General features: G+C 42.2%; 18 protein-coding genes. 12 read left to right on the top strand and 6 right to left on the bottom strand.

Annotated features, from left to right (window positions below; genetic code table 11):
- Positions 1-78: 78 nt before the first annotated feature.
- Complete coding sequence (locus HUO09_RS12850; RefSeq protein WP_167413329.1) at positions 79-1074, top strand: permease; 996 nt, start codon at positions 79-81, stop codon at positions 1072-1074.
- Between the two features lie 10 nt (positions 1075-1084).
- The gene (locus tag HUO09_RS12845; RefSeq protein ID WP_167413328.1) at positions 1085-1318 is read left to right on the top strand and encodes a thioredoxin family protein; all 234 of its coding nucleotides are present in this window, start codon (positions 1085-1087) and stop codon (positions 1316-1318) included.
- A gap of 53 nt (positions 1319-1371) precedes the next feature.
- Here the strand turns inward: HUO09_RS12845 and HUO09_RS12840 are convergent, their stop codons facing one another.
- The gene (locus tag HUO09_RS12840) at positions 1372-2829 is read right to left on the bottom strand and encodes a diguanylate cyclase (protein WP_188234219.1); all 1458 of its coding nucleotides are present in this window, start codon (positions 2827-2829) and stop codon (positions 1372-1374) included.
- Between the two features lie 239 nt (positions 2830-3068).
- Here HUO09_RS12840 and HUO09_RS12835 point away from each other — a divergent pair, with 239 nt between their 5' ends.
- The gene (locus HUO09_RS12835) at positions 3069-4049 is read left to right on the top strand and encodes a Solitary outer membrane autotransporter beta-barrel domain (protein ID WP_373563698.1); all 981 of its coding nucleotides are present in this window, start codon (positions 3069-3071) and stop codon (positions 4047-4049) included.
- On the opposite strand, the gene HUO09_RS12830 is transcribed toward HUO09_RS12835, so the two are convergent.
- Positions 4046-5281 (bottom strand): GGDEF domain-containing protein, encoded by a 1236-nt coding sequence (locus HUO09_RS12830; RefSeq protein WP_188234218.1) that lies wholly within the window; start codon positions 5279-5281, stop codon positions 4046-4048. The two genes, HUO09_RS12835 and HUO09_RS12830, sit on opposite strands and share 4 nt — an antisense overlap.
- A gap of 227 nt (positions 5282-5508) precedes the next feature.
- Between HUO09_RS12830 and HUO09_RS12825 the strand changes: the two genes are divergently transcribed.
- From HUO09_RS12825 to HUO09_RS12785, 9 genes are all read left to right on the top strand, one after another.
- Positions 5509-5886, top strand: coding sequence for a late competence development ComFB family protein (locus tag HUO09_RS12825; RefSeq protein WP_167413326.1), 378 nt, complete (start codon positions 5509-5511; stop codon positions 5884-5886).
- 9 nt (positions 5887-5895) lie between these two features.
- Positions 5896-6171, top strand: a complete 276-nt coding sequence (locus HUO09_RS12820) for an HlyU family transcriptional regulator (protein ID WP_188234217.1) — start codon at positions 5896-5898, stop codon at positions 6169-6171.
- A 280-nt stretch (positions 6172-6451) separates the two neighbouring features.
- Entirely contained in the window at positions 6452-7999 is a 1548-nt protein-coding gene (locus HUO09_RS12815; protein WP_188234216.1) for a Re/Si-specific NAD(P)(+) transhydrogenase subunit alpha, read from the top strand.
- An 11-nt stretch (positions 8000-8010) separates the two neighbouring features.
- A complete protein-coding gene (gene pntB, locus HUO09_RS12810) occupies positions 8011-9387 on the top strand; it encodes a Re/Si-specific NAD(P)(+) transhydrogenase subunit beta (protein ID WP_188234215.1) in 1377 nt (458 codons plus the stop codon).
- Between the two features lie 242 nt (positions 9388-9629).
- Positions 9630-11084: a sensor histidine kinase VxrA gene (vxrA, locus tag HUO09_RS12805; protein WP_167411319.1), complete on the top strand. Its 1455-nt coding sequence runs from the start codon at positions 9630-9632 to the stop codon at positions 11082-11084.
- Positions 11059-11718, top strand: coding sequence for a response regulator transcription factor VxrB (gene vxrB, locus HUO09_RS12800; RefSeq protein ID WP_167411318.1), 660 nt, complete (start codon positions 11059-11061; stop codon positions 11716-11718). Before vxrA ends, vxrB begins: the two co-directional genes overlap by 26 nt.
- Positions 11719-11721: 3 nt before the next feature.
- Positions 11722-12600, top strand: coding sequence for a DUF2861 family protein (locus tag HUO09_RS12795; RefSeq protein WP_167411317.1), 879 nt, complete (start codon positions 11722-11724; stop codon positions 12598-12600).
- A gap of 59 nt (positions 12601-12659) precedes the next feature.
- Complete coding sequence (locus tag HUO09_RS12790) at positions 12660-13844, top strand: conjugal transfer protein TraF (protein WP_188234214.1); 1185 nt, start codon at positions 12660-12662, stop codon at positions 13842-13844.
- Positions 13845-13886: 42 nt separating this feature from the next.
- Positions 13887-14042: a YoaH family protein gene (locus HUO09_RS12785; RefSeq protein WP_167411315.1), complete on the top strand. Its 156-nt coding sequence runs from the start codon at positions 13887-13889 to the stop codon at positions 14040-14042.
- A 536-nt stretch (positions 14043-14578) separates the two neighbouring features.
- On the opposite strand, the gene HUO09_RS12780 is transcribed toward HUO09_RS12785, so the two are convergent.
- From HUO09_RS12780 to acsA, 4 genes are read right to left on the bottom strand one after another with little or no spacing between them, the layout of a single operon-like run.
- Positions 14579-14824: an acyl carrier protein gene (locus HUO09_RS12780; RefSeq protein ID WP_167411314.1), complete on the bottom strand. Its 246-nt coding sequence runs from the start codon at positions 14822-14824 to the stop codon at positions 14579-14581.
- On the bottom strand, positions 14821-16059 hold the full coding sequence (locus HUO09_RS12775) for a dihydrolipoamide acetyltransferase family protein (RefSeq protein WP_188234213.1): 1239 nt from the start codon (positions 16057-16059) through the stop codon (positions 14821-14823). The genes HUO09_RS12780 and HUO09_RS12775 overlap by 4 nt, the downstream gene beginning before the upstream one ends.
- Positions 16052-18079 (bottom strand): pyruvate dehydrogenase (acetyl-transferring) E1 component subunit alpha, encoded by a 2028-nt coding sequence (pdhA, locus tag HUO09_RS12770; RefSeq protein WP_188234212.1) that lies wholly within the window; start codon positions 18077-18079, stop codon positions 16052-16054. The genes HUO09_RS12775 and pdhA overlap by 8 nt, the downstream gene beginning before the upstream one ends.
- Positions 18076-19812: an acetate--CoA ligase gene (acsA, locus tag HUO09_RS12765; protein ID WP_188234211.1), complete on the bottom strand. Its 1737-nt coding sequence runs from the start codon at positions 19810-19812 to the stop codon at positions 18076-18078. Before acsA ends, pdhA begins: the two co-directional genes overlap by 4 nt.
- Positions 19813-19836 lie beyond the last annotated feature (24 nt).

The raw sequence follows: 19836 nt of genomic DNA, 5'->3' as shown, positions 1-19836 counted from the left end.
CTTTTTAGAGCTTGCCACGTCTTACTAAACAGCAACAAGCTGATTGCTATTTAGTATTTAATGTAAGGAGAGTAAGAGATGTTCTGGGTTTTCACGTCACTAGCAGATTGGTTTACGTACCAACTATTGGGAATAGATGCCCATACGAGGTTGGGGCAGGCCATCCATTTTTTTGTCGAAGACACCAGTAAGATCCTCGTTTTATTGGCTGTAATGATTTATTTGATAGCTCTTTTACGCGCCTCTCTCAATGTGGAAAAAGTGAGAGACTATCTCTCTGGTAAAAAACGCGTTGTTGGCTACTTTATGGGGAGCGTTTTTGGCGCTATTACTCCGTTCTGTTCATGTTCAAGTATTCCAGTATTTCTTGGTTTTACGACAGCGGGCATACCACTAGGTATCACTATGGCTTTCCTTATTACTTCTCCCTTGGTGAACGAAATAGCAGTATTACTCCTCATCAGCCTCTTGGGGTGGAAGTTTACTCTTCTTTATGTTTTAGCCGGTATGGTTATTGGAATGTTCAGTGGTTGGTTATTGGATTTGCTAGGCGCTGAACGTTGGCTTCAACCTTTTGCAGCTAAAGCGATGAAGAATGCGCCTAATGTTGCTTCTGGAGCCGTTATTCAAAACGAAACCAGCCCGATAACATTCAAGCAGCGAAATGAATTTGCTAAAAACGAAACACACGAAATTTTCAGTCGAGTGTGGAAGTGGGTTCTGATAGGTGTGGGTGTGGGTGCTGCGCTACATGGTTACGTGCCAGACGGTTGGATTGAAAGCCATTTAGGGAGTAGGCAGTGGTGGTCTGTTCCTGCTTCGGTACTCATTGGTATACCTCTGTATTCCAACGCCACTGGTGTGATTCCTATTATGGAAAGTTTGCTGCGTAACGGATTACCAGTCGGCACGACATTAGCGTTTTGCATGAGTACAGTCGCAGCGAGTATTCCTGAATTTGTCATGCTTAAACAAGTTATGCAGTGGCGTTTGCTCGGGATACTTTTTGTTCTATTACTAAGCGCGTTCACCATTATCGGGTGGATGTTCAATATGATTATCTGGGAAATATGAAGGGGTATATATGAAAGTGTTTAAAGTGCTAGGATCTGGGTGTGCAAACTGCGTAAACACCGCAAAACTGATTGAGAATGCAGCTCAAGCGGCGGGCGTAGAGGTGAGGGTAGAAAAAGTAACGGATATGGAAGCCATCATGAACTATGGTGTTATGTCAACGCCTGCTGTTGTATTGAATGAACAAGTTGTCCATGCTGGAGGCGTTCCTTCGGAAGAGAAAATAAAATCTTGGATTGCTTAAGCGATAAGTTTGGGGCTTGATCTGTTACACTGTAACAGATCAAGCCCCATTAACTAACAAGTAGGTTTTACTTGGTTTTTGCCGGATTTTTTAGCTTCTAAAAGGAAGTTATCAGCACGCTCAAAAGCCGAAACAAAAGTATCTTTAGGTGAAATCTCTACCACACCAAAACTGCATGTAATGCTTCTTTCTAAGGATGGGATGGATAAACACTCAATACTCTCTCGGATACGCTCAGCGGCTTGAATTGCGTGTTTTAAATCGTCATTAGGTAGTAACAGCATGAACTCATCGCCACCAAAACGACCAATCAGATCGGCTGGACGTATCTCTTTTCCAACATGCTGAGAAACAGCAGTGAGAACTTTGTCTCCAATTGTATGACCAACGGTATCATTGATTTGTTTAAATCCATCAATATCAAATAGAGCCAATGATAATGGTTGGTTAACTCGTCGACAGCGGCTAATTTCATTCTTCACGTTTTTAATAAAATATTGCCTTGTCTGCGCTCCGGTAAGGACATCTCTTTCTGCAAGAATGCGTAGATTCCTGTTATCAAGCAATATGTGTGGCACCCAAAGACCAAAATAGGTGTTTGCAGCTAGAAGAGAAATCGTAAACTGATAAACCATTGCGTGGTGTCCCAACTGCAACCAAGAAACTAAGATGGCAGTCGATGTGCTCAGCAATCCCAAGCTTAGAAATGCACGTCCCGCACTTTCAGTAAATACAATCCACATCTGAACTATGCCCAAGAAGAACACACAGAACACCACGCTAGACGAAGGGAAAATAGACACTAAAACACTGATTAGAGCCAATACAACAATTGCTATCGCTTGCTTGTATACATAATTTAGTAATGATGACTGTTCATAGGATGACTTAAAGTTTTCTACCAGCCAATGGCTTTCGTCAGGGTAGTATTTTGCAAGTATAGAAACAGTAATAGGGGCTATAACGACAACACCGACTAAATCACCTACCCACCAAGGCCCCCATAGAGACATGACTTCGCTAGGTAAAATTATGCCAGTAATAGCCAGTACATTTGACCCGCCAATTGCCGCCAATAAAGATGAACTTGCAGCGATAGTGAGAAACATCAGAATTAGATAAGGAATTCGAAATTGTTTGCCCGTCTGGCTGAGCTTTCTTAAAACAGTGGCACCAAGCCAATAGGAAAAACAGTGTGCAGTAGCGAAAAGTAGTCCCGTTATAAGTAACGTGGAGTTACTCTCGTGAGATTGGTAGATAACGTCTTCCCAGAAGGTAGTTGTTATCGACGCAAATAATACTATAGGTATTGCGCGCCATCCGAAAACAAGAAAAACCGCATAAGTTATGCCGGATGGCGGAAACCAAATACTGGCATGTGGGGCGTATTCCATAAGTGCGGCTGCACGCCATAAAAGTACCCAAGCTAGTGTAATCAATATTGGCTTCAAAATAATGCTAAACCACTTGCTACCAAGCCTCGAATGTCTTTCTGGGCAAGATCCTTCCATCCCTATACTTCCTTTATATTTGCTTTTAGTTTTTGGGAAAGCACTCTATTGTTCTAAAATTTAACGAAAATATTAATTATTTGGTTATACACATTTCAAGACTAGCGTTAGGTTCCAAATAACGCCACTTTTACTGATGAATGAGGCAACAATTAAGTTTTATACTGCTAAATTATTACTATAGATGCATATTTCCATTAATATTGAGCTGGATTTCAAATAACAAGGATCTGTATTGAGTGTTTACTAAAAGAGCCGCAGTGTTATCACTTTGTTCACTAATTTTTGCGTGTAATGCTCATGCAAAAGGGTTCGATGTTATCGAAAATTTTTTAGAGCAAAGTTTTGCCTATACCGTGGTTCTAAGCGACAGTGACGTATTCACCGTAGGGATTAAGGATTTCAATCCTAACGAACTGTTTAACACTGACAATCCAGAACTAGGAACGGAAGATTCCATCGCCAATAGAAAGAAGTACGCTATATCAACTCTACCATTATCCTTTCGCCTGAATGATGAAGAAGAGGACAATAAACATGAACTCTTTTTCCGCATGTCCGGTCTTGCAACGGATGAAAAAGTCAGATGGGGAAATGAGTCCGTTGACGACGATTTTCGTCAAGCCATCTTAGATATCTATACCGCTTATCGGTATGAGTACAGGTTCGATGAACGCTGGACAATTACACCAGGAATAGGGGCGCATTTAATGCGTTATGAAAATACTATGGACTATAACAGTGCCACAGGTAAATCATACGCTCCTATTTTGGATGGGTTACTGTTCAACACCACAGCTTGGGCCAATATCTACGAACCTCATTTAAAGCTCAGCTACAAAAAAAATGAAGATTGGGGAAAATGGCAAGTTTCCTCTGCTGGACACTATTTTTATGGCTACGGATGGGGAGATGCAAACCAAGGTGAAATTGGTAACAGCGAAGGATGGTATATCGTTAACAGTGCAACGCTCGTATACGATATAGAGCAAATAGGGCGCTCAGTTCAATCTGTTTATACTACCGTTCGCAGGGTCGATGTGGGGAGCGATGTGTCAAAACCGCTAGGAACTACGTTCTATTACGAAGCTACGGTTGGATGGTTAATGACACCACCATTTGAAATGAGCTTTGTTGACAACATAGGTTTAGGATTAACGTTTAATTATGGCAGCGCATTTAAAGGCGGTAGCTTGGTACTATTTTTCAACCAAGATTAAGACGCTACTTTAACTCTGTTTCTGCCCGCTTTTTTCGCTTGGTAGAGCGCTTCATCTGCTCGTTTTATCGCATCTTTGGCCCGTTTTTCCATAGTGCTGTCACACACTCCAACACTAATCGTAATATTGACCGATTGGTTGCCCTTACCGGAACGTTTTGTTGCTCCAAATTTATCATCTTTGGGGCGGCTATCTGAATCTCGAATCACTAAATCATATTGTTCAATATCTTGGCGAATATGTTCCAAATACTCTTTTGCTTGATCGGCTGTTTTCCCTTTGAACAGAATCGTAAATTCCTCACCACCGTAGCGATAGATCTTTGCTTTACCTTTAATGAGACGAATACGACTAGCGACAAGTTTGAGTACATCGTCACCAGTATCATGACCATAAGAATCGTTAAATGATTTGAAATGGTCAATATCAACCATGGCGATGGCGAACTTACGACCTGGATTTCGCAAATCGATGTCGAGAGCGTGCCGTCCGGGTAATTGTGTCAATTGATCGTTAAAGGCCATCTCATGGCTGGCGGAGATTAAATAGAGCATCATCAGAGCACCAGACAATGAAAACATCGTGCTGGAAACAAACTGAAGTTGAAAAAATATAAAGGTGGTTGAAGACATCAAAATAGCGGTATAGATGAATACATCCATAATGCGGTTCTTAGTCAGCACAAAGATACCTGTAATACCAACCATTGCGAGCAAGTAGAGTACTAATATAAATGGAAGCTTTGATATCTCAGGAACAGAAAACAAGAAGGTATCTTTGAGGCTTCCATATCCCCCAGAAACGTAGTAATCAACCGTTATATACGCCCAAAGACCAAAGCATGCCAATAGTATTAAGTACACAAAAAAAGTGCGGCTAAGCAAATCGCCATTTTTAAATGCATAACTCAATAAACATGCAACAGGTAATACAAAGCTGAGAATTGAGAGTTCAAGAAGGGTGGAGCCTGTATATAGGGGAGACTGCAATCGGTACTGAATCACCCAATAGCTAATCAGCATGGTGCAAGCCACCATTGCCATACGGCTTTGCTTAAAAATATAGGCGATGGCAATAGAGCTGAGAAATAACGCGTAGGGTAGACCACCCGCTAAACCACTATTGGCTCGGGTAAGAACAATGACGTTGTTCATTCCATACCATATAGCTACTAAAAGCATTAAAGGGAATGTAAAACGAAACCAAGGCGACGTAACTAAACTCGACGACATGCTTATAAACTAGCCAACAGATTAACTACTAATTGTGATGATGATTAATGAACTAAGAATAACTTTATTTAATGAATTTCCAAGCTTTTTGCTAAACTTTAGTTATAAAAGCGCGCGCTTGAGCAAAGATTACTCAAGTAAGCTCGATCTTCGTTTGATTAAAGATCATTGATGCAATAACTTTACTTGAACGTATCAAACCGACACCTCGGTATAGGAGAATTCGTATGCAACTGAATGTTGAAGTGCATAATTATATGGAAACTCTCGTTGGACAAGTGATAGCGCAAGACAAGTATGCTATGACATATAATCATGACCAGTTAGCTGATCTCGCGTGTTTGGCTCTAAGCCAACTTCGTCCAATCTACATTCGATTCGATATCGATTTTCTTTCAGCATTGCCCGAAGAGCGTCTCGTCATTTTGAAGGAACATGCTCAGACAGCAGTAGAAGCGGCAGAAAGTATGATCATTGACGACAGACGTAAGCATCGAGATTCAGATATACCTATTGTAATGTCTCAAACACAGTTTGATGAAGATGCCGAGTTAGAGTGGTATGAAAAGCCTATTCTTGGCCACAAGCAACACAACTTATCCTAAGGAGCTATTGTGGGATTTTTTTCTCGTTTTTTCGGTAGTAATGCAGAAGCAAAAGTAGCGTCGGTTGAACCCGTAGAGTACAAAGAGTTTTTAATTTACCAAGAAGTTATTGCTGAAGGTGGCCAGTACCGAGTTGCAGGCCGAATCACTAAAGAAGAGGACGGGGAGCTCAAAACTCACCGCTTCATTCGTTCAGATGTGCTCTCGAATAAGACTGATGCGGAAGAGCTCATGCTTAAGAAGGCTCAAATGTTCATAGACCAAATGTCTGGTCGGATCTTTTAGTTACCCATCAAGTCGTTGACGGAAATCATAAATTTATGAGCTACAAGTGTATAGTCTTGTAGCTCTTTATTTATTTTGGCACTACAGAAATTGAATACTTACCTATACTGGTTTGAGCTCTTACTTCAAATAAACGCTTTGTAATTTCAGCAAAATTGATAAACAGTCGCTACTTAACGTTATAACCAATAAAACTAAAATATTGTTATAAATATCTTGAGTTTGAATTAGGCGTTAGATAAAAAAGATCATTCACAGTGCCAATAGTCAAGGAATCGCTATGCAGATTGGTGTACCAAAAGAAATACTCGCGGGAGAAACGCGGGTCGCTGCTTCTCCTTCATCGGTTCAGCAGCTTATTAAACTGGGGTTTGAGGTTTCAGTTGAATCTCATGCCGGTGATTTGGCCAGTTTCGATAATGCATCTTACGAACAGGCTGGAGCTAAAATCGTTTCAAAAGATGAAGTGTGGAACTCGGATTTAATTCTGAAAGTTAATGCGCCTTTATCGAATGATGAATCTGACGAAATTGCTCTTATTAAAGAAGGTGCAACATTAGTTAGCTTTATCTGGCCAGCACAGAATCCAGAGTTAATGGAAAAACTATCCACAAAAAGCATTAATGTGCTAGCTATGGACTCTGTACCTCGAATCTCTCGTGCGCAATCTTTAGATGCATTGTCTTCAATGGCTAACATCGCGGGCTACCGTGCTGTTGTTGAGGCTGCGCATGAATTTGGTCGCTTCTTCACTGGACAAATTACCGCTGCCGGTAAAGTGCCACCAGCGAAAGTATTTGTTGCTGGTGCAGGTGTTGCTGGTTTAGCAGCTATCGGTGCTGCTGGTAGTCTGGGTGCGATTGTTCGAGCGTTTGACGTACGTCCTGAAGTAAAAGAGCAAGTTCAGTCTATGGGGGCAGAATTCTTGGAAGTTGATTACCAAGAAAACTCTGGCTCTGGTGACGGTTATGCTAAAGAAATGTCTGATGAGTTTAATAAAAAAGCAGCAGAACTTTATGCAGAGCAAGCTAAAGATGTCGATATCATCATCACTACGGCTCTTATTCCAGGACGTCCTGCGCCAAAATTAGTCACCAAAGAGATGGTTGACTCAATGAAAGCAGGTAGTGTCATTGTCGATTTGGCTGCAGCGAATGGCGGTAACTGTGAGTACACAGTCAAAGACCAAGTGATTACCACTCCGAACGGGGTAAAAGTCATTGGTTATACCGATATGGTCGGCAGATTACCAACTCAGTCTTCGCAACTTTACGCAACTAACTTAGTGAATTTACTAAAACTGTTGTGCAAAGAAAAAGACGGCAACATCGACATTGATTTTGAAGACGTAGTACTGCGTGGCGTTACCGTTGTTAAAGACGGTGAAATCACATGGCCGGCTCCACCAATTCAAGTTTCAGTACAGCCACAAGCCAAACCACAAAAAGTTGAAGATAAAGCTGCGAAAGTTGAAGAACCAACTTCTCCAGTTAAGAAAATTATTGGCCTAGCGGTGGGTGTTGGTGCATTTGCATGGGTTGCAAGTGTTGCTCCTGCTGCATTCTTAGGTCACTTCACTGTATTTGTACTTGCATGTGTTGTGGGTTACTACGTTGTATGGAACGTGACTCACTCTCTACATACTCCGCTAATGTCAGTAACCAACGCAATTTCAGGCATTATCGTTGTGGGCGCATTGCTACAAATCGGGCAAGGTAATGGCTTTGTAAGCTTCTTGGCATTTATCGCCGTTCTTATAGCAAGCATTAACATCTTTGGTGGCTTTACTGTGACCAAACGTATGCTTGAAATGTTCCGTAAAGACTAAAGGAGTAAGCAATGTCTGCAGGATTGGTACAAGCAGCTTATATTGTTGCTGCTTTATTCTTTATTATGAGCTTGGCTGGGTTATCGAAACAGCAATCTGCTAGAGCAGGTAACTACTACGGCATTACCGGCATGGCAATCGCATTGATCGCGACTATCTTTAGCCCAAGTGCCGAAGGATTTGCTTGGGTCATCATTGCTATGGTGATTGGTGGCGGTATTGGTATCCATTTCGCTAAGAAAGTTGAAATGACAGAAATGCCAGAACTAGTGGCAATTCTTCATAGCTTCGTGGGTATGGCAGCGGTGCTGGTTGGTTACAACAGCTTTTTAGATGCTCCAGAAGTGGCAACTCATGCTGAACACGTTATCCATATGGTTGAAGTTTTCGTTGGTGTGTTCATCGGTGCAGTAACATTTACTGGTTCTATTGTTGCGTTCGCTAAGCTTCGCGGGATCATTAAATCTTCTCCATTGAACTTGCCACACAAACACAAGCTGAACTTAGCGGCAATTGTTATTTCAACACTGCTAATGATCCATTTCATTAATGTTGATGGAAGCATGTTTGCAATGATCGTGATGACACTAATCGCTTTTGCTTTCGGTTATCACTTGGTTGCATCTATCGGTGGCGCTGACATGCCAGTCGTCGTTTCTATGCTGAACTCATACTCTGGCTGGGCCGCGGCGGCAGCTGGTTTCATGTTAGCAAACGATCTATTGATTGTTACGGGCGCATTGGTAGGTTCTTCGGGTGCCATCCTTTCATACATTATGTGTAAAGCGATGAACCGATCTTTCATCAGTGTTATCGCAGGTGGCTTTGGTCAAGAAGTCGTCATCAGCGAAGATGAAGAGTACGGTGAACACCGCGAAACAAATGCGGAAGATGTTGCCGATATGCTTAAAAACTCTAAGTCTGTCATCATTACTCCTGGATACGGTATGGCGGTTGCGCAAGCTCAATACCCTGTTTATGAGATTACAGAGAAGCTAAGAGCATTAGGTGTAACTGTACGCTTTGGTATTCACCCAGTTGCTGGTCGTCTACCGGGTCACATGAACGTGCTATTGGCCGAAGCTAAAGTACCGTACGATATCGTTCTTGAAATGGATGAAATCAACGATGACTTCTCAGACACAGATACCGTGTTAGTTATCGGCGCAAACGATACTGTTAACCCAGCAGCTCTAGAAGATCCAAACAGCCCAATCGCAGGTATGCCTGTACTTGAGGTTTGGAATGCACAAAACGTTATTGTGTTTAAGCGCTCAATGAATACGGGCTATGCTGGTGTTCAGAATCCATTGTTCTTTAAAGAGAATACGCAAATGTTGTTCGGCGATGCGAAACAGAGCTGTAATGATATTTTGAGCCACATCTAGTCGGCTGACCTTTATAGAATAGAAAGAGAGTAACTTACGTTGCTCTCTTTTTTTTGCTTGTCGTTGACTAAATTCTCACAAAATTTACCCAATACGTGGGTTTCAACAAAATCTGACATTTCAGACAATGCAATCAATAAAACCGTAAATAAGTATTATTGACATCGATATAACATGCTAGATGTTCATTTTAAGCATAATACGTTATAGTTTTTAAACTTATGATTTAACGAACAATCAAATTGATAAAAGCGATTAAATTAACATTTGCCTTAATTGTGACCACTTTTTCGGCTACTACATTTGCAGATTCGCTCCCAGAGCGTATTGATCTGTTTGTGTCGCTATTTGATTATGATTCCGCCGTCGATTTTTACGATATCAGAGGAATACAAACCGACTACCCAACTCGTTTGCTCACTCCTGAAAGCATGCTTCCGCAAACAGCTCAATATCCAATCAAAGATATTCAAATGTTGTATAAGTTGGCATTGAATTGTGCAGGGAACCTTCCACTGAATCCATTAGTGACAGAACCGCTTGTTTTTACCAGAGCAACATGTAAAGGCACTCAATTGTCTTCACGTTGGTTTGCTCGAAGTGGTCTGATTCATCCTGGTGGAGGAACATATGCTGAACGTTATGTAAAAAAGTATCCTGATAAGCTGATTGAACTAGAGCAATACATGCATATTCAGGAGCGCGCAAAAGCGGAACCTAATTCGTTATTAGGACGCTTACAGGCGATGGATGAAGAATCCATAACAGCGTTGATCTCTGGAGCGATGATGTTCGCAGAAGGAGAGGAACTTTGGCTTAGAAAAGGCGACGAGTACTATATTTTCGATAAAGATACTTGGGATGCGAATTCAACTCAGGCGGGTTTAACTTACAGTATCGCTTCCGTTGACAATACTTGTTTTGTTCAGCGAGGAAATATTTGTTGGGATGTTGAAGATCATTCCGATCTTTTGCGCATAAGTATGATCGGACTTGTTATCGCCAACATTTTGTTGGTCATTGGGTGGTCAATTTATCGTTGGAATAGCAAACGACAAGAGATGAAAAGCCGTATGTTGGTACTACAAATACTAACGCATGAGCTTAGAACGCCAATCGCAAGTTTATCTCTTACCGTTGAAGGCTTTAGACGAGAATTTGAACGCTTACCCGATTCCCTATACGATGAATTTCGTCGGCTATGCGAAGATTCTCGACGTTTAAGGCAGTTGGCTGAAGCAAGCAAAGACTATTTGCAATCAGACAATAAGCCTCTTGCCACGGATTGGGTTCCATCTGTGCAAGAATGGCTGCAGTACAAAGTGGAAGAAGAGTTTAATAATGGTATTGAACTGGTCATTAATCATGATATTGCAGCGAAATTAAATGTATATTGGCTAGGCACATGCATAGACAATTTAATACGTAATGCCGTGAAGTACGGCGTTGCACCAGTGACGTTAGAAGTAATAACAAAATCAGACTCAGTTACGATTAAAGTAACCGATCAAGGGACACTAACAAACAAGGATTGGCGTCACCTACGTAAGCCATTTGTAAGTAAGAGTGGCTTAGGACTTGGCTTAACTATAGTAGAATCGATGGTCGATAGAATGGGCGGTAGAATGACCCTAATTGGCCCACCAACTACTTTTATATTGGAGATACCCTGTGAAACAGACGTTGCTTCTTGTTGAAGATGACAAAAACCTAGCTGATGGTCTTTTAGTAAGCTTAGAGCAAGCAGGATATGACTGTTTACATGCAGAAACAATCGCAGATGTTAAGCAGCATTGGGAGAAGGCTGATTTAGTGATTCTAGATCGCCAACTTCCAGATGGTGATTCTGTTCAACATTTACCAGATTGGAAACAGTTAAAAGATGTACCCGTCATCTTATTAACCGCGTTAGTAACAGTAAAAGACAAAGTAGCAGGCCTTGATGCAGGTGCTAATGATTATCTGACAAAACCTTTTGCTGAAGCAGAATTGTTCGCACGTATTCGTGCTCAGCTACGTTCTCCGGAATCAGATGGTCAGGATGACACTAAAGTTGTGTTACCAGAACTAACAATAGACAAAGCGACTCGTGATGTGTTTTACAAAGGTGAGTCGGTGACACTTACACGTACAGAGTTTGATTTGCTACTCTTCTTAGCGAGTAACTTAGGTCGAGTATTTACACGTGATGAACTGTTAGATCATGTTTGGGGTTACAATCATTTCCCAACAACACGAACAGTAGATACACACGTTCTGCAACTACGCCAAAAATTGCCAGGTCTTGAGATCGAAACTTTACGCGGTGTAGGGTATAAGATGAAAGCGTAATCAATGCAAAAAATAGCATTTATCGTTGGCACGCTATGTTGCGTGCCATTAACTGCAAATAGTGTTGAGTGGTTTGAAAGCAATTCGCCTCTCACACAAGCACACCAACGTCTTTTAAATAACGACCTAGAAAATATGTTCGTTTCACTTGTAGAAGTGTGGCAACTCGAACATAACAAAAATATTAAAAATCACCTTAACGATTTGCTACTCCAAGCTTTAACGGTGGATTGTGGCAAAGGATTAGATGCAAACCCTTTACCTAGCTGGATATCTTCAATCAATATTCGACGACTCGACATAAGAAGTCCGGGTAGAGATGCTTATCAAGTTCTGGTTGATGCAAAAAGCCAAAAAGAAATCAAATCTATTGAGCTAACACAATGGGTAGACAAACCATTATCTGGTGATACAACATTTACCAAAATTAGCCGTGACAATGTCACTCAAGGTTCTACGTCTTTTATTAAGCGCTATAACTTAAACAACAAACCAGATATGGGCTTATATCGTTTAGATATTTCTACGTCAGACAAAGAGTCATGGAGCACTTGGGTAATTTTTACCGAGAGTAAAGCAAAACAGACGGTTCGCTGGGCTTCCAAAGATCAGTGGACAGTGGATAAAAATGCGTTACTCAATCGTTTTTGCCCTCTACCCAAACTTGATATTAATGTGTATGACTACATTGATGGAAAATATAAAGAAGTATGGTCAAAAGAATACGAGTCCGATTATCCAACTAATCTGGAAGCAACGAATCTTCCACCCGATAGGTACATTCTAGCGGTATCAATGACGCATTTACGTTGGCAAGGATCGATTTCTATTGAGCAATCTCAGGTTATCAGTAAGACATATGATATTTCCGTAGAGGAATAACTAAAGTTAGTACACAATATGCCGTTATAAACGAAAAGGAACTAACGCTTTATATCGTCATGAAAAATAAAATTAAACTTCTCACACTCTCAATTATGCTCAGCGCTCCTACCGCGTTTGCTGCTAACTATGCAATTGAAGCCCGCGGAGACGCAATGGGTGGAGTAGGTGTCGTATCTGGAAGCTTTCTTACCGGCCCATTTTATAACCCCGCACTAGTTGCAATATATCGCCGCAATGATGATGTAGGCATGATCCTTCCAAGTATTGGTTTTTCTTATGACGACCAAGATGGAATGATGGATGATTTAGACACCATTTCAGATATTCTCGATAAAGCAAATAATGGTGATTACAGCAATGTTGACAAGCTTGACACGACTTTAGATCACATCGATGGCAGCATTCTTAATGCTGAACTAGGTGGTGTAGTTGCATTCGCTATTCCAAACCAATTCATTGCTGCTAACGTCTACGGAAAAGCATACTCAGAAACCTTTTCAAACCCCAAAATAGCAAGTGCCAGTTCTTGTGACCCGTCACTGACAACTCAGCAATGTACTGTAGACCGAGCTCAACGCAGTACTGTAAACGCCGTATCAGTCGCCGTTACTGAAGTGGGTATATCATTAGCCAAATACCAAACGTTTCTTGGGCAACACATTGCCTTTGGCGTGACGCCAAAGTTACAACGTATCTACACCTATGTTTATGAAGCAAGCATGTCAAATTATGATTTGGCAGATGTTGCTGACAATGGCAACGGTGAAACAATGTTTAACCTTGATGCTGGCGCACTGTGGTTCTATGGGCCATTTCGAGTTGGTATAGCAGCAAGTGATATGGTTAGTCGTGATGTGCAAACATTGACTATACCATCGGCAGTCTCGGGTAATCCTTCGATTAGCTACGCGTACGAAATGCATCCTCAATATACAGTTGGGGCAGGGATCGTTGCCGATTACTTTACACTAAGTGTTGACTACGACCTCAATGAAAAAGAGCGCTACGTCGATTTTAACGACAACACGCAAATGATTAGAGTTGGTGGTGAAATAGATATTCTTCGACAACTGAAACTTAGAGCAGGTTATTACAAAAATCTTGCTTATGATAATAGCGAAGGGACGATGACCGCTGGTATTGGAATTTCTCCATTGAACTTGTTCCAGTTAGATTTAGCAGCGAGCTACACTAATGAGAATGCCATGGGGGCATACATCAACTTCCTTGCGAGTTACTAGTCAACTCTCTATAGTAGGGCTCCTTATTCAGGAGCCTTTTTTATGTTTGATGATATTCCACAACTTAGCCATGCCGAACAACAAGAAGCGGTTGAAAAAATACAAGCTCTCATGGCGCAGGGCATAAGTACCGCAGAAGCAATAAAGATTATTGCACAACAAATAAGGCAAGAGAAAAGCCAACAAGACGAACAGTAAACAAATAGGGCACGTAAGTGCCTTTTTTTGTACCTCATGACCACCCACACAAACACCTCAAAAATCATTCAAACAAACAGAAATTCAATAAATAAAGCTTTAGTTACAACTGCTTATTGCAGAGCATTTGTCTGTTTTGATTTTTATTTCTCATGATATGTAATTTTATTACACAGGGAGTTACAAGGGGTATTTTTATGCAGAATCTTATGCTGTGGCGTGACAGTGTGATTACTCACTACTGCTATAAGCCCTATATGTAATAGCTTGAACATTTAGAACAAAACAAAAACGAATTTAATAGAAAGAAAATCTAGAAGGCGAAAACGCTTTAAGAGGAAGAATGGATATATTGACGTCAGAAGTTAAATAAATAGTAGTGATTCAATGTATGTGACATTGTCACTCTTTCAGTAGAGTGTATTCGAGATAATAGTAGGGGTTACGGGAATTGCTCACAATTAAGCGCTAAGTCCAAACAACACCTAGCGCCGAACAATCCACTTAAGTATTTCAAAGCACGCAGTTGTTCTCCGCTAAGCACTATGCTCTTGGATATAGTTCAACAGTTGATTAAAACTACGAACTTTGTTGTAGTCACTTTCAGGAATACTGACTTGTGTACTTTTCTTAAGTGAAGTGAGCAAATTCAAAAAGTCCATTGAATCGAGATCGCATTCTTCTCTGAGATCCTCATCTCGATCGATATCTTCTATCTCAATTTCTGGTGCGATGTGTGTTACCGCGTCTGCGATAAGAGACGCAATGTTATTGCTGTTCATAAAGCCTCCGGATGTTGCAGTTGTTTAGCAAGTGCTCGCAAAAAGCGTGCACCTGTTATTCCATCACTAACTCGGTGGTCAGCGGCGAGCGTTACCGTCATCACTTCGCCAATATTCAAGTGTTCTTCTTTGACTACTGCGGCCTGCCGAAGCCGCCCCAAGCCAATTATCGCAACCTGAGGCGGATAAATGACGCCGGTAATACTGTCTGCTCCACGATCACCAATACTCGTCACCGTAATTGTGCCTTCACTAATTTCTGAACTGCGTAGTCGCCCACGACGACTGCGTTCAGCAAGATCTCGTAGTGCCTCCATCAATTGGTCTAGCGATAATTGGTCGGCATCGATAATTGCAGGGATAACAAGTCCACCTTCTCGTAAACTTATCGTATTACCAATGTTAACGGATGGCGAAGGCGCGAAACGTCCATCAACATAAAAACCATTGAGTTCAGGGAAGTGAGTGAGTTGATCAGCAATTGCCCTTAACAACAGGGCTGGAAGCAATAACCTATGTTCCGGTTCTCTGTTCTGATTTTGTTCGCCCAACCATTTTTGCGCTTTGGTTAAATCAATCTCTAACGAGAGGTAATAGTGAGGGATCTCTCGTTTAGAACGGCTCATAGCATCACTGATGGCCTGACGCATCGGAGACATATTCGATGAATCGGATTGTAAATTTGGTTTTGACTCTTTGGCTTCTTGCAAGCGAGCAGCATTTGCTAAATCTCGATATATGATTGCTCCTTGTGGACCTGTACCGACGACACCTGTTAAATCCAGACCAGATAAGTAGGCCGTCTTACGAACCAGTGGTGAAGCGCGAGTTCGTTTTATATCTTTGTGCGGTGTTTTATCATCTACCCTAATAGCAGCTTGCTCAATCGGTGATTCATGTTCAATTTTCGTTGAGACTTCCTGAATAGGAGCAGGAGAAACAGCAGGTAAAGGTGTAGCCTCTGTCAGTTTTTCGTCACTATCCATATGGGCCATTACGCTTCCGACAGCAAGTTTAGTACCAGGGGAAACCAGTAGCTCTCGAATCTTACCTCGATGATAAGACTCCATATCAATAGCGCCTTTACTCGTTTCAATAACAGCGATAATTGCACCTTTGTCTACCAAGTCATTCGGTTTAACTAGCCATTCGAGCAGTGTACCTTCGCTCATATCGGCACCGAGGGCAGGCATAGTGATATCAATAACCGTATTTGAATTTTTATTGTTATCCATTTTTATCTTTACCTCCCTCAGTTTGCCAATCTGGAGCCTGTAATGTTGCCTTAACTGCGCGTACAATTTTTTCACACTGAGGAATAGCTGCTTGCTCAAGATGTTGAGGATAAGGGATCGGAACTTCTTCTGTGCAAACCCTTGCGACAGGCGCATCAAGCTCCCAGAATGCCTGTTCCATAATGATTGCACTGATCTCTCCAGCCAAACTTCCGGTATACCAACCTTCATCAATAACCACGGCTCGATGAGTTTTGCTCACACTCGAAATGATCGTATTTTTATCAAGTGGTCTTAACGAACGAAGGTCAATGACTTCTGCGGAGATACCGTCGCTTTCAAGCTGTTGAGCGGCTTGAAGGGATTTGTTCAAACTCCCTCCATAAGTAATTAATGTGATGTCCTTTCCTTCGCGGCGCACTATTCCTTTATCCATTGGCGCATCTGGGGCATCAAAAACGTTACCTTGTTCATTAAGCAACATAACGTGTTCAAAAATAAGGACAGGATCAGGATCGGCCAGCGCCTGACTAAGCATATAACGGGCATCGTTGTGGGTTGCCGGACTAAGGACTTTTAACCCTGGGACATGAGCATAGAAGTTTTCCCAACTATGTGAATGTTGAGCAGCAAGTTGTTTACCAGCACCGCAAGCCATTCTCACCACAACCGGAACATTGAATTGACCGCCGGACATGTGCAGCAAAGTCGCCGCTGTATTAATGATTTGATCCATGGCGAGCAGGCTAAAGTTAACCGTCATCACTTCCACAATTGGTCGCATCTCACCTAACGCAGTCCCGACTCCAATACCGACAAATCCCGATTCGCTAAGAGGTGTATCAATGATCCTTTCTGGACCAAACTGATCAAGCAATCCTTTACTGACGGCATAGCAGCCACCATATCGTCCAACATCTTCACCCATGAGATAAACTCGTGAATCTGTCTCCAATGCCTCACGAATACCTTCACGCAATGCCTCTCGGTACGTCATGGTCACTGGCGGTTGGTCCGATTTTTCAATATTTACTGATGGACTCACTTCAGGGCTATGCACAAAACGAGTTAATTGCTCGACCGATTCCCATTCTCCAGCTTCCGCAAATGCTATTGCATCACTAATTTCCTGAGCTACTCTCGCTTCAATATCAGATAGTTCCTGAGCTTGGAAATGTGAGTTATCTTTTAGCCATTTGATCAACTGTTTAACTGGGCCTTTTTCTTCCCATTGAGCGATCTCTTGTTTATCGCGATATAGTTGAGTATCGAAACTGGAATGTCCACGGAAGCGGTAGGTTTGGCATTCAAGGAAATAGGGGCGTTTATTTTCTCTTATATACTCCACGGCCTCTGATGCTGCCGCCTCAACTTCGACAACATTCATTCCATCTACCTGAACAGACTCTATGCCGTAACTCTGTGCCTTTTTGGCGATGTTAATTTCTGATTCAGAAAAGGCAAGGGCAGTGCCCATTGCGTATCGGTTGTTCTCGCAGATAAACAGCACTGGAAGACCCCACAGTGCAGCTAAATTCAAGCTTTCATGAAATTCCCCTTCAGCCACAGCACCTTCACCAAAGAAACAAACGGCGATAGCATCTCGTTCCATTTTCTTATTGGACATCGCCAACCCAGTAGCGAGCGGAAGGCCGCCACCGACAATGGCATTACCACCATAAAAACGCAGCGTTTTGTCAAACAAGTGCATCGAACCACCACGACCATGACTACAACCATTGGTACGTCCATACATTTCAGCCAATATGCTGCCCATATTCATTCCGCGAGCTAATGCATGCCCGTGCTCTCGATAGGTCGCAACGATCTGATCTTGCGCACTCAATGTAGACATAACTCCAACCGCTATTGCTTCTTCGCCAATGTAAAGGTGGAGAAATCCGCGTATTTTTTCCTGGGCGTAAAGCTCGGCGCATTTTTCTTCAAAACGTCGAATTCGCAGCATTTGCTCAAGTTGACCAAGTAAGTGCTGACGATTGATATGGATTCTTTGTTTCATCGTTCATCGCTCTCCAAGGTAGAAATGTCACCTTCAGGTAGACCAAGTTCTCTTGCTTTGAGTAATCGGCGCATGATTTTGCCACTGCGCGTTTTAGGCAGATTGTTACGGAATACGATTTCTTTAGGGGCAACAGCGGCACCAAGACGTTTTCGAGCGAGTCCTAGTAGAGACTGTAGTAAGTCGTCGTTCGCAGTAAAATTCGGTTTCAGAGCGACGAATGCTTTAACTATTTGACCTGCAACAGGGTCGGGGATGCCGATGACCCCCGCTTCACTGACTGCCGGATGCTCCATTAGAACGCTTTCGACTTCAAAAGGACCAATTAAATGGCCTGAAGATTTGATCAAATCATCCTTGCGGCCAACAAACCAAAAATAACCGTCTTCATCTTTCATTGCCAAATCGCCACTGAGATACCAATCGTCTGTAAAACATGACTGGTACTTTTCTGGCTGATTCAAGTAGCCTCGAAACATTGATGGCCAACCCGGCTTGACAGCCAATTCTCCGACCGTCATGGGCTTTGTTTCGACTTGAAGAACACCATCACTATCGGGGTTCAATATTCCTGCTTCAATACCTGGAAGCGGCTTGCCCATAGAACCGGGTTTAATTGGCCTACAGGGAACATTGGCAATCATGATGCCACCCGTTTCGGTTTGCCACCAATTATCATGAAAGGGCATACCTAATACTTTTTCACCCCATTCAACTGCTTCAGGGTTGAGAGGCTCACCAACACTGGCCATAAAACGCAGGTGAGAAAGATCAAATTGCTTAGGAAGTGCTTCGCCAACCTTCATTAACATTCTTATAGCTGTTGGAGCTGTATACCAGACGGTGACTTGTTGATCTTGCAGAATCCGGTACCAACGTTCTGCATCAAATTCCGCTTCGTCTACAATCATTGTGACACCGTGACAAAGTGGAGCAATAATTCCATAGGTTGTTCCCGTCACCCAACCGGGATCAGCGGTACACCAGTAGATGTCGTTCGGTTTTAGATCCAATGCATAGAAGGAAGAATTGATGTGGTGTTTCACCGCTTCATGCACATGAATGACACCTTTGGGTTTACCTGTTGTTCCGCTAGTAAAATGAAGTAGAGCCATATCTTCAGCTTGCGTAAATTCACATGCGCGTTTGGGGTCTGCATCCGACATCAAACTCATATAATCGTAGCAACCGGGTTCATCATCCGGATTGCCATCAATAAGCAACACGGCTTTCATGTTTGGTAACTCGCGCCACCAATTTTTCAGTTTTTTACGATACAAACTGTGGGTAGTAATAATAAGGTTTGCATCACCGATTTCCATTCTGGAACGAATGGGTTCCGGACCAAATGCGGAAAACAACGGCGTAAAAACACAACCGGCTTTAAGTGTGCCCAGTGCTGCGATATACAATTCAGGTCTACGTCCAGCTAGACTATACACACGGCTACCTTGAGGTAGGCCAAGTCGCGATAACATATCGGAAAATCGACTTGTTTGTTGGCATAAGTCTAGGTAACTGTAATCGACAATTTCATCGTTTTTACTGATCCAACGTAATGCCAGTTTGTCTCTGATAGGCTCACTCAAATGACAGTCTAAAGCTTGGAATCCGATGTTTAAGCTACCATTGTCTTGCCGACAAATAGGCCGTGGCGAAGGAATTTCGCCTAGCGAATCAATTTTGAGGTTTGCATTGTCTGCCAGTTGTTGATGAAAAATGGTTTTAATCATAATTGGCGTCCTTAACAAAAATAA

This window comes from Vibrio sp. Y2-5 (assembly GCF_014596725.1).
Classification (GTDB): Bacteria; Pseudomonadota; Gammaproteobacteria; order Enterobacterales; family Vibrionaceae; genus Vibrio.
This window is presented reverse-complemented; position numbering and strand designations above follow the sequence as displayed.

What these genes read in the sequence shown, in the direction of transcription:
- HUO09_RS12850 (WP_167413329.1), top strand. Translation starts at nt 79, where the DNA reads ATGTTCTGGGTTTTCACGTCACTAGCAGATTGGTTTACGTACCAACTA.
- HUO09_RS12845 (WP_167413328.1), top strand. Translation starts at nt 1,085, where the DNA reads ATGAAAGTGTTTAAAGTGCTAGGATCTGGGTGTGCAAACTGCGTAAAC.
- HUO09_RS12840 (WP_188234219.1), bottom strand. Translation starts at nt 2,829, where the DNA reads ATGGAAGGATCTTGCCCAGAAAGACATTCGAGGCTTGGTAGCAAGTGG.
- HUO09_RS12830 (WP_188234218.1), bottom strand. Translation starts at nt 5,281, where the DNA reads ATGTCGTCGAGTTTAGTTACGTCGCCTTGGTTTCGTTTTACATTCCCT.
- HUO09_RS12825 (WP_167413326.1), top strand. Translation starts at nt 5,509, where the DNA reads ATGCAACTGAATGTTGAAGTGCATAATTATATGGAAACTCTCGTTGGA.
- HUO09_RS12815 (WP_188234216.1), top strand. Translation starts at nt 6,452, where the DNA reads ATGCAGATTGGTGTACCAAAAGAAATACTCGCGGGAGAAACGCGGGTC.
- pntB (WP_188234215.1), top strand. Translation starts at nt 8,011, where the DNA reads ATGTCTGCAGGATTGGTACAAGCAGCTTATATTGTTGCTGCTTTATTC.
- HUO09_RS12795 (WP_167411317.1), top strand. Translation starts at nt 11,722, where the DNA reads ATGCAAAAAATAGCATTTATCGTTGGCACGCTATGTTGCGTGCCATTA.
- HUO09_RS12790 (WP_188234214.1), top strand. Translation starts at nt 12,660, where the DNA reads ATGAAAAATAAAATTAAACTTCTCACACTCTCAATTATGCTCAGCGCT.
- HUO09_RS12785 (WP_167411315.1), top strand. Translation starts at nt 13,887, where the DNA reads ATGTTTGATGATATTCCACAACTTAGCCATGCCGAACAACAAGAAGCG.
- HUO09_RS12780 (WP_167411314.1), bottom strand. Translation starts at nt 14,824, where the DNA reads ATGAACAGCAATAACATTGCGTCTCTTATCGCAGACGCGGTAACACAC.
- HUO09_RS12775 (WP_188234213.1), bottom strand. Translation starts at nt 16,059, where the DNA reads ATGGATAACAATAAAAATTCAAATACGGTTATTGATATCACTATGCCT.
- pdhA (WP_188234212.1), bottom strand. Translation starts at nt 18,079, where the DNA reads ATGAAACAAAGAATCCATATCAATCGTCAGCACTTACTTGGTCAACTT.
- acsA (WP_188234211.1), bottom strand. Translation starts at nt 19,812, where the DNA reads ATGATTAAAACCATTTTTCATCAACAACTGGCAGACAATGCAAACCTC.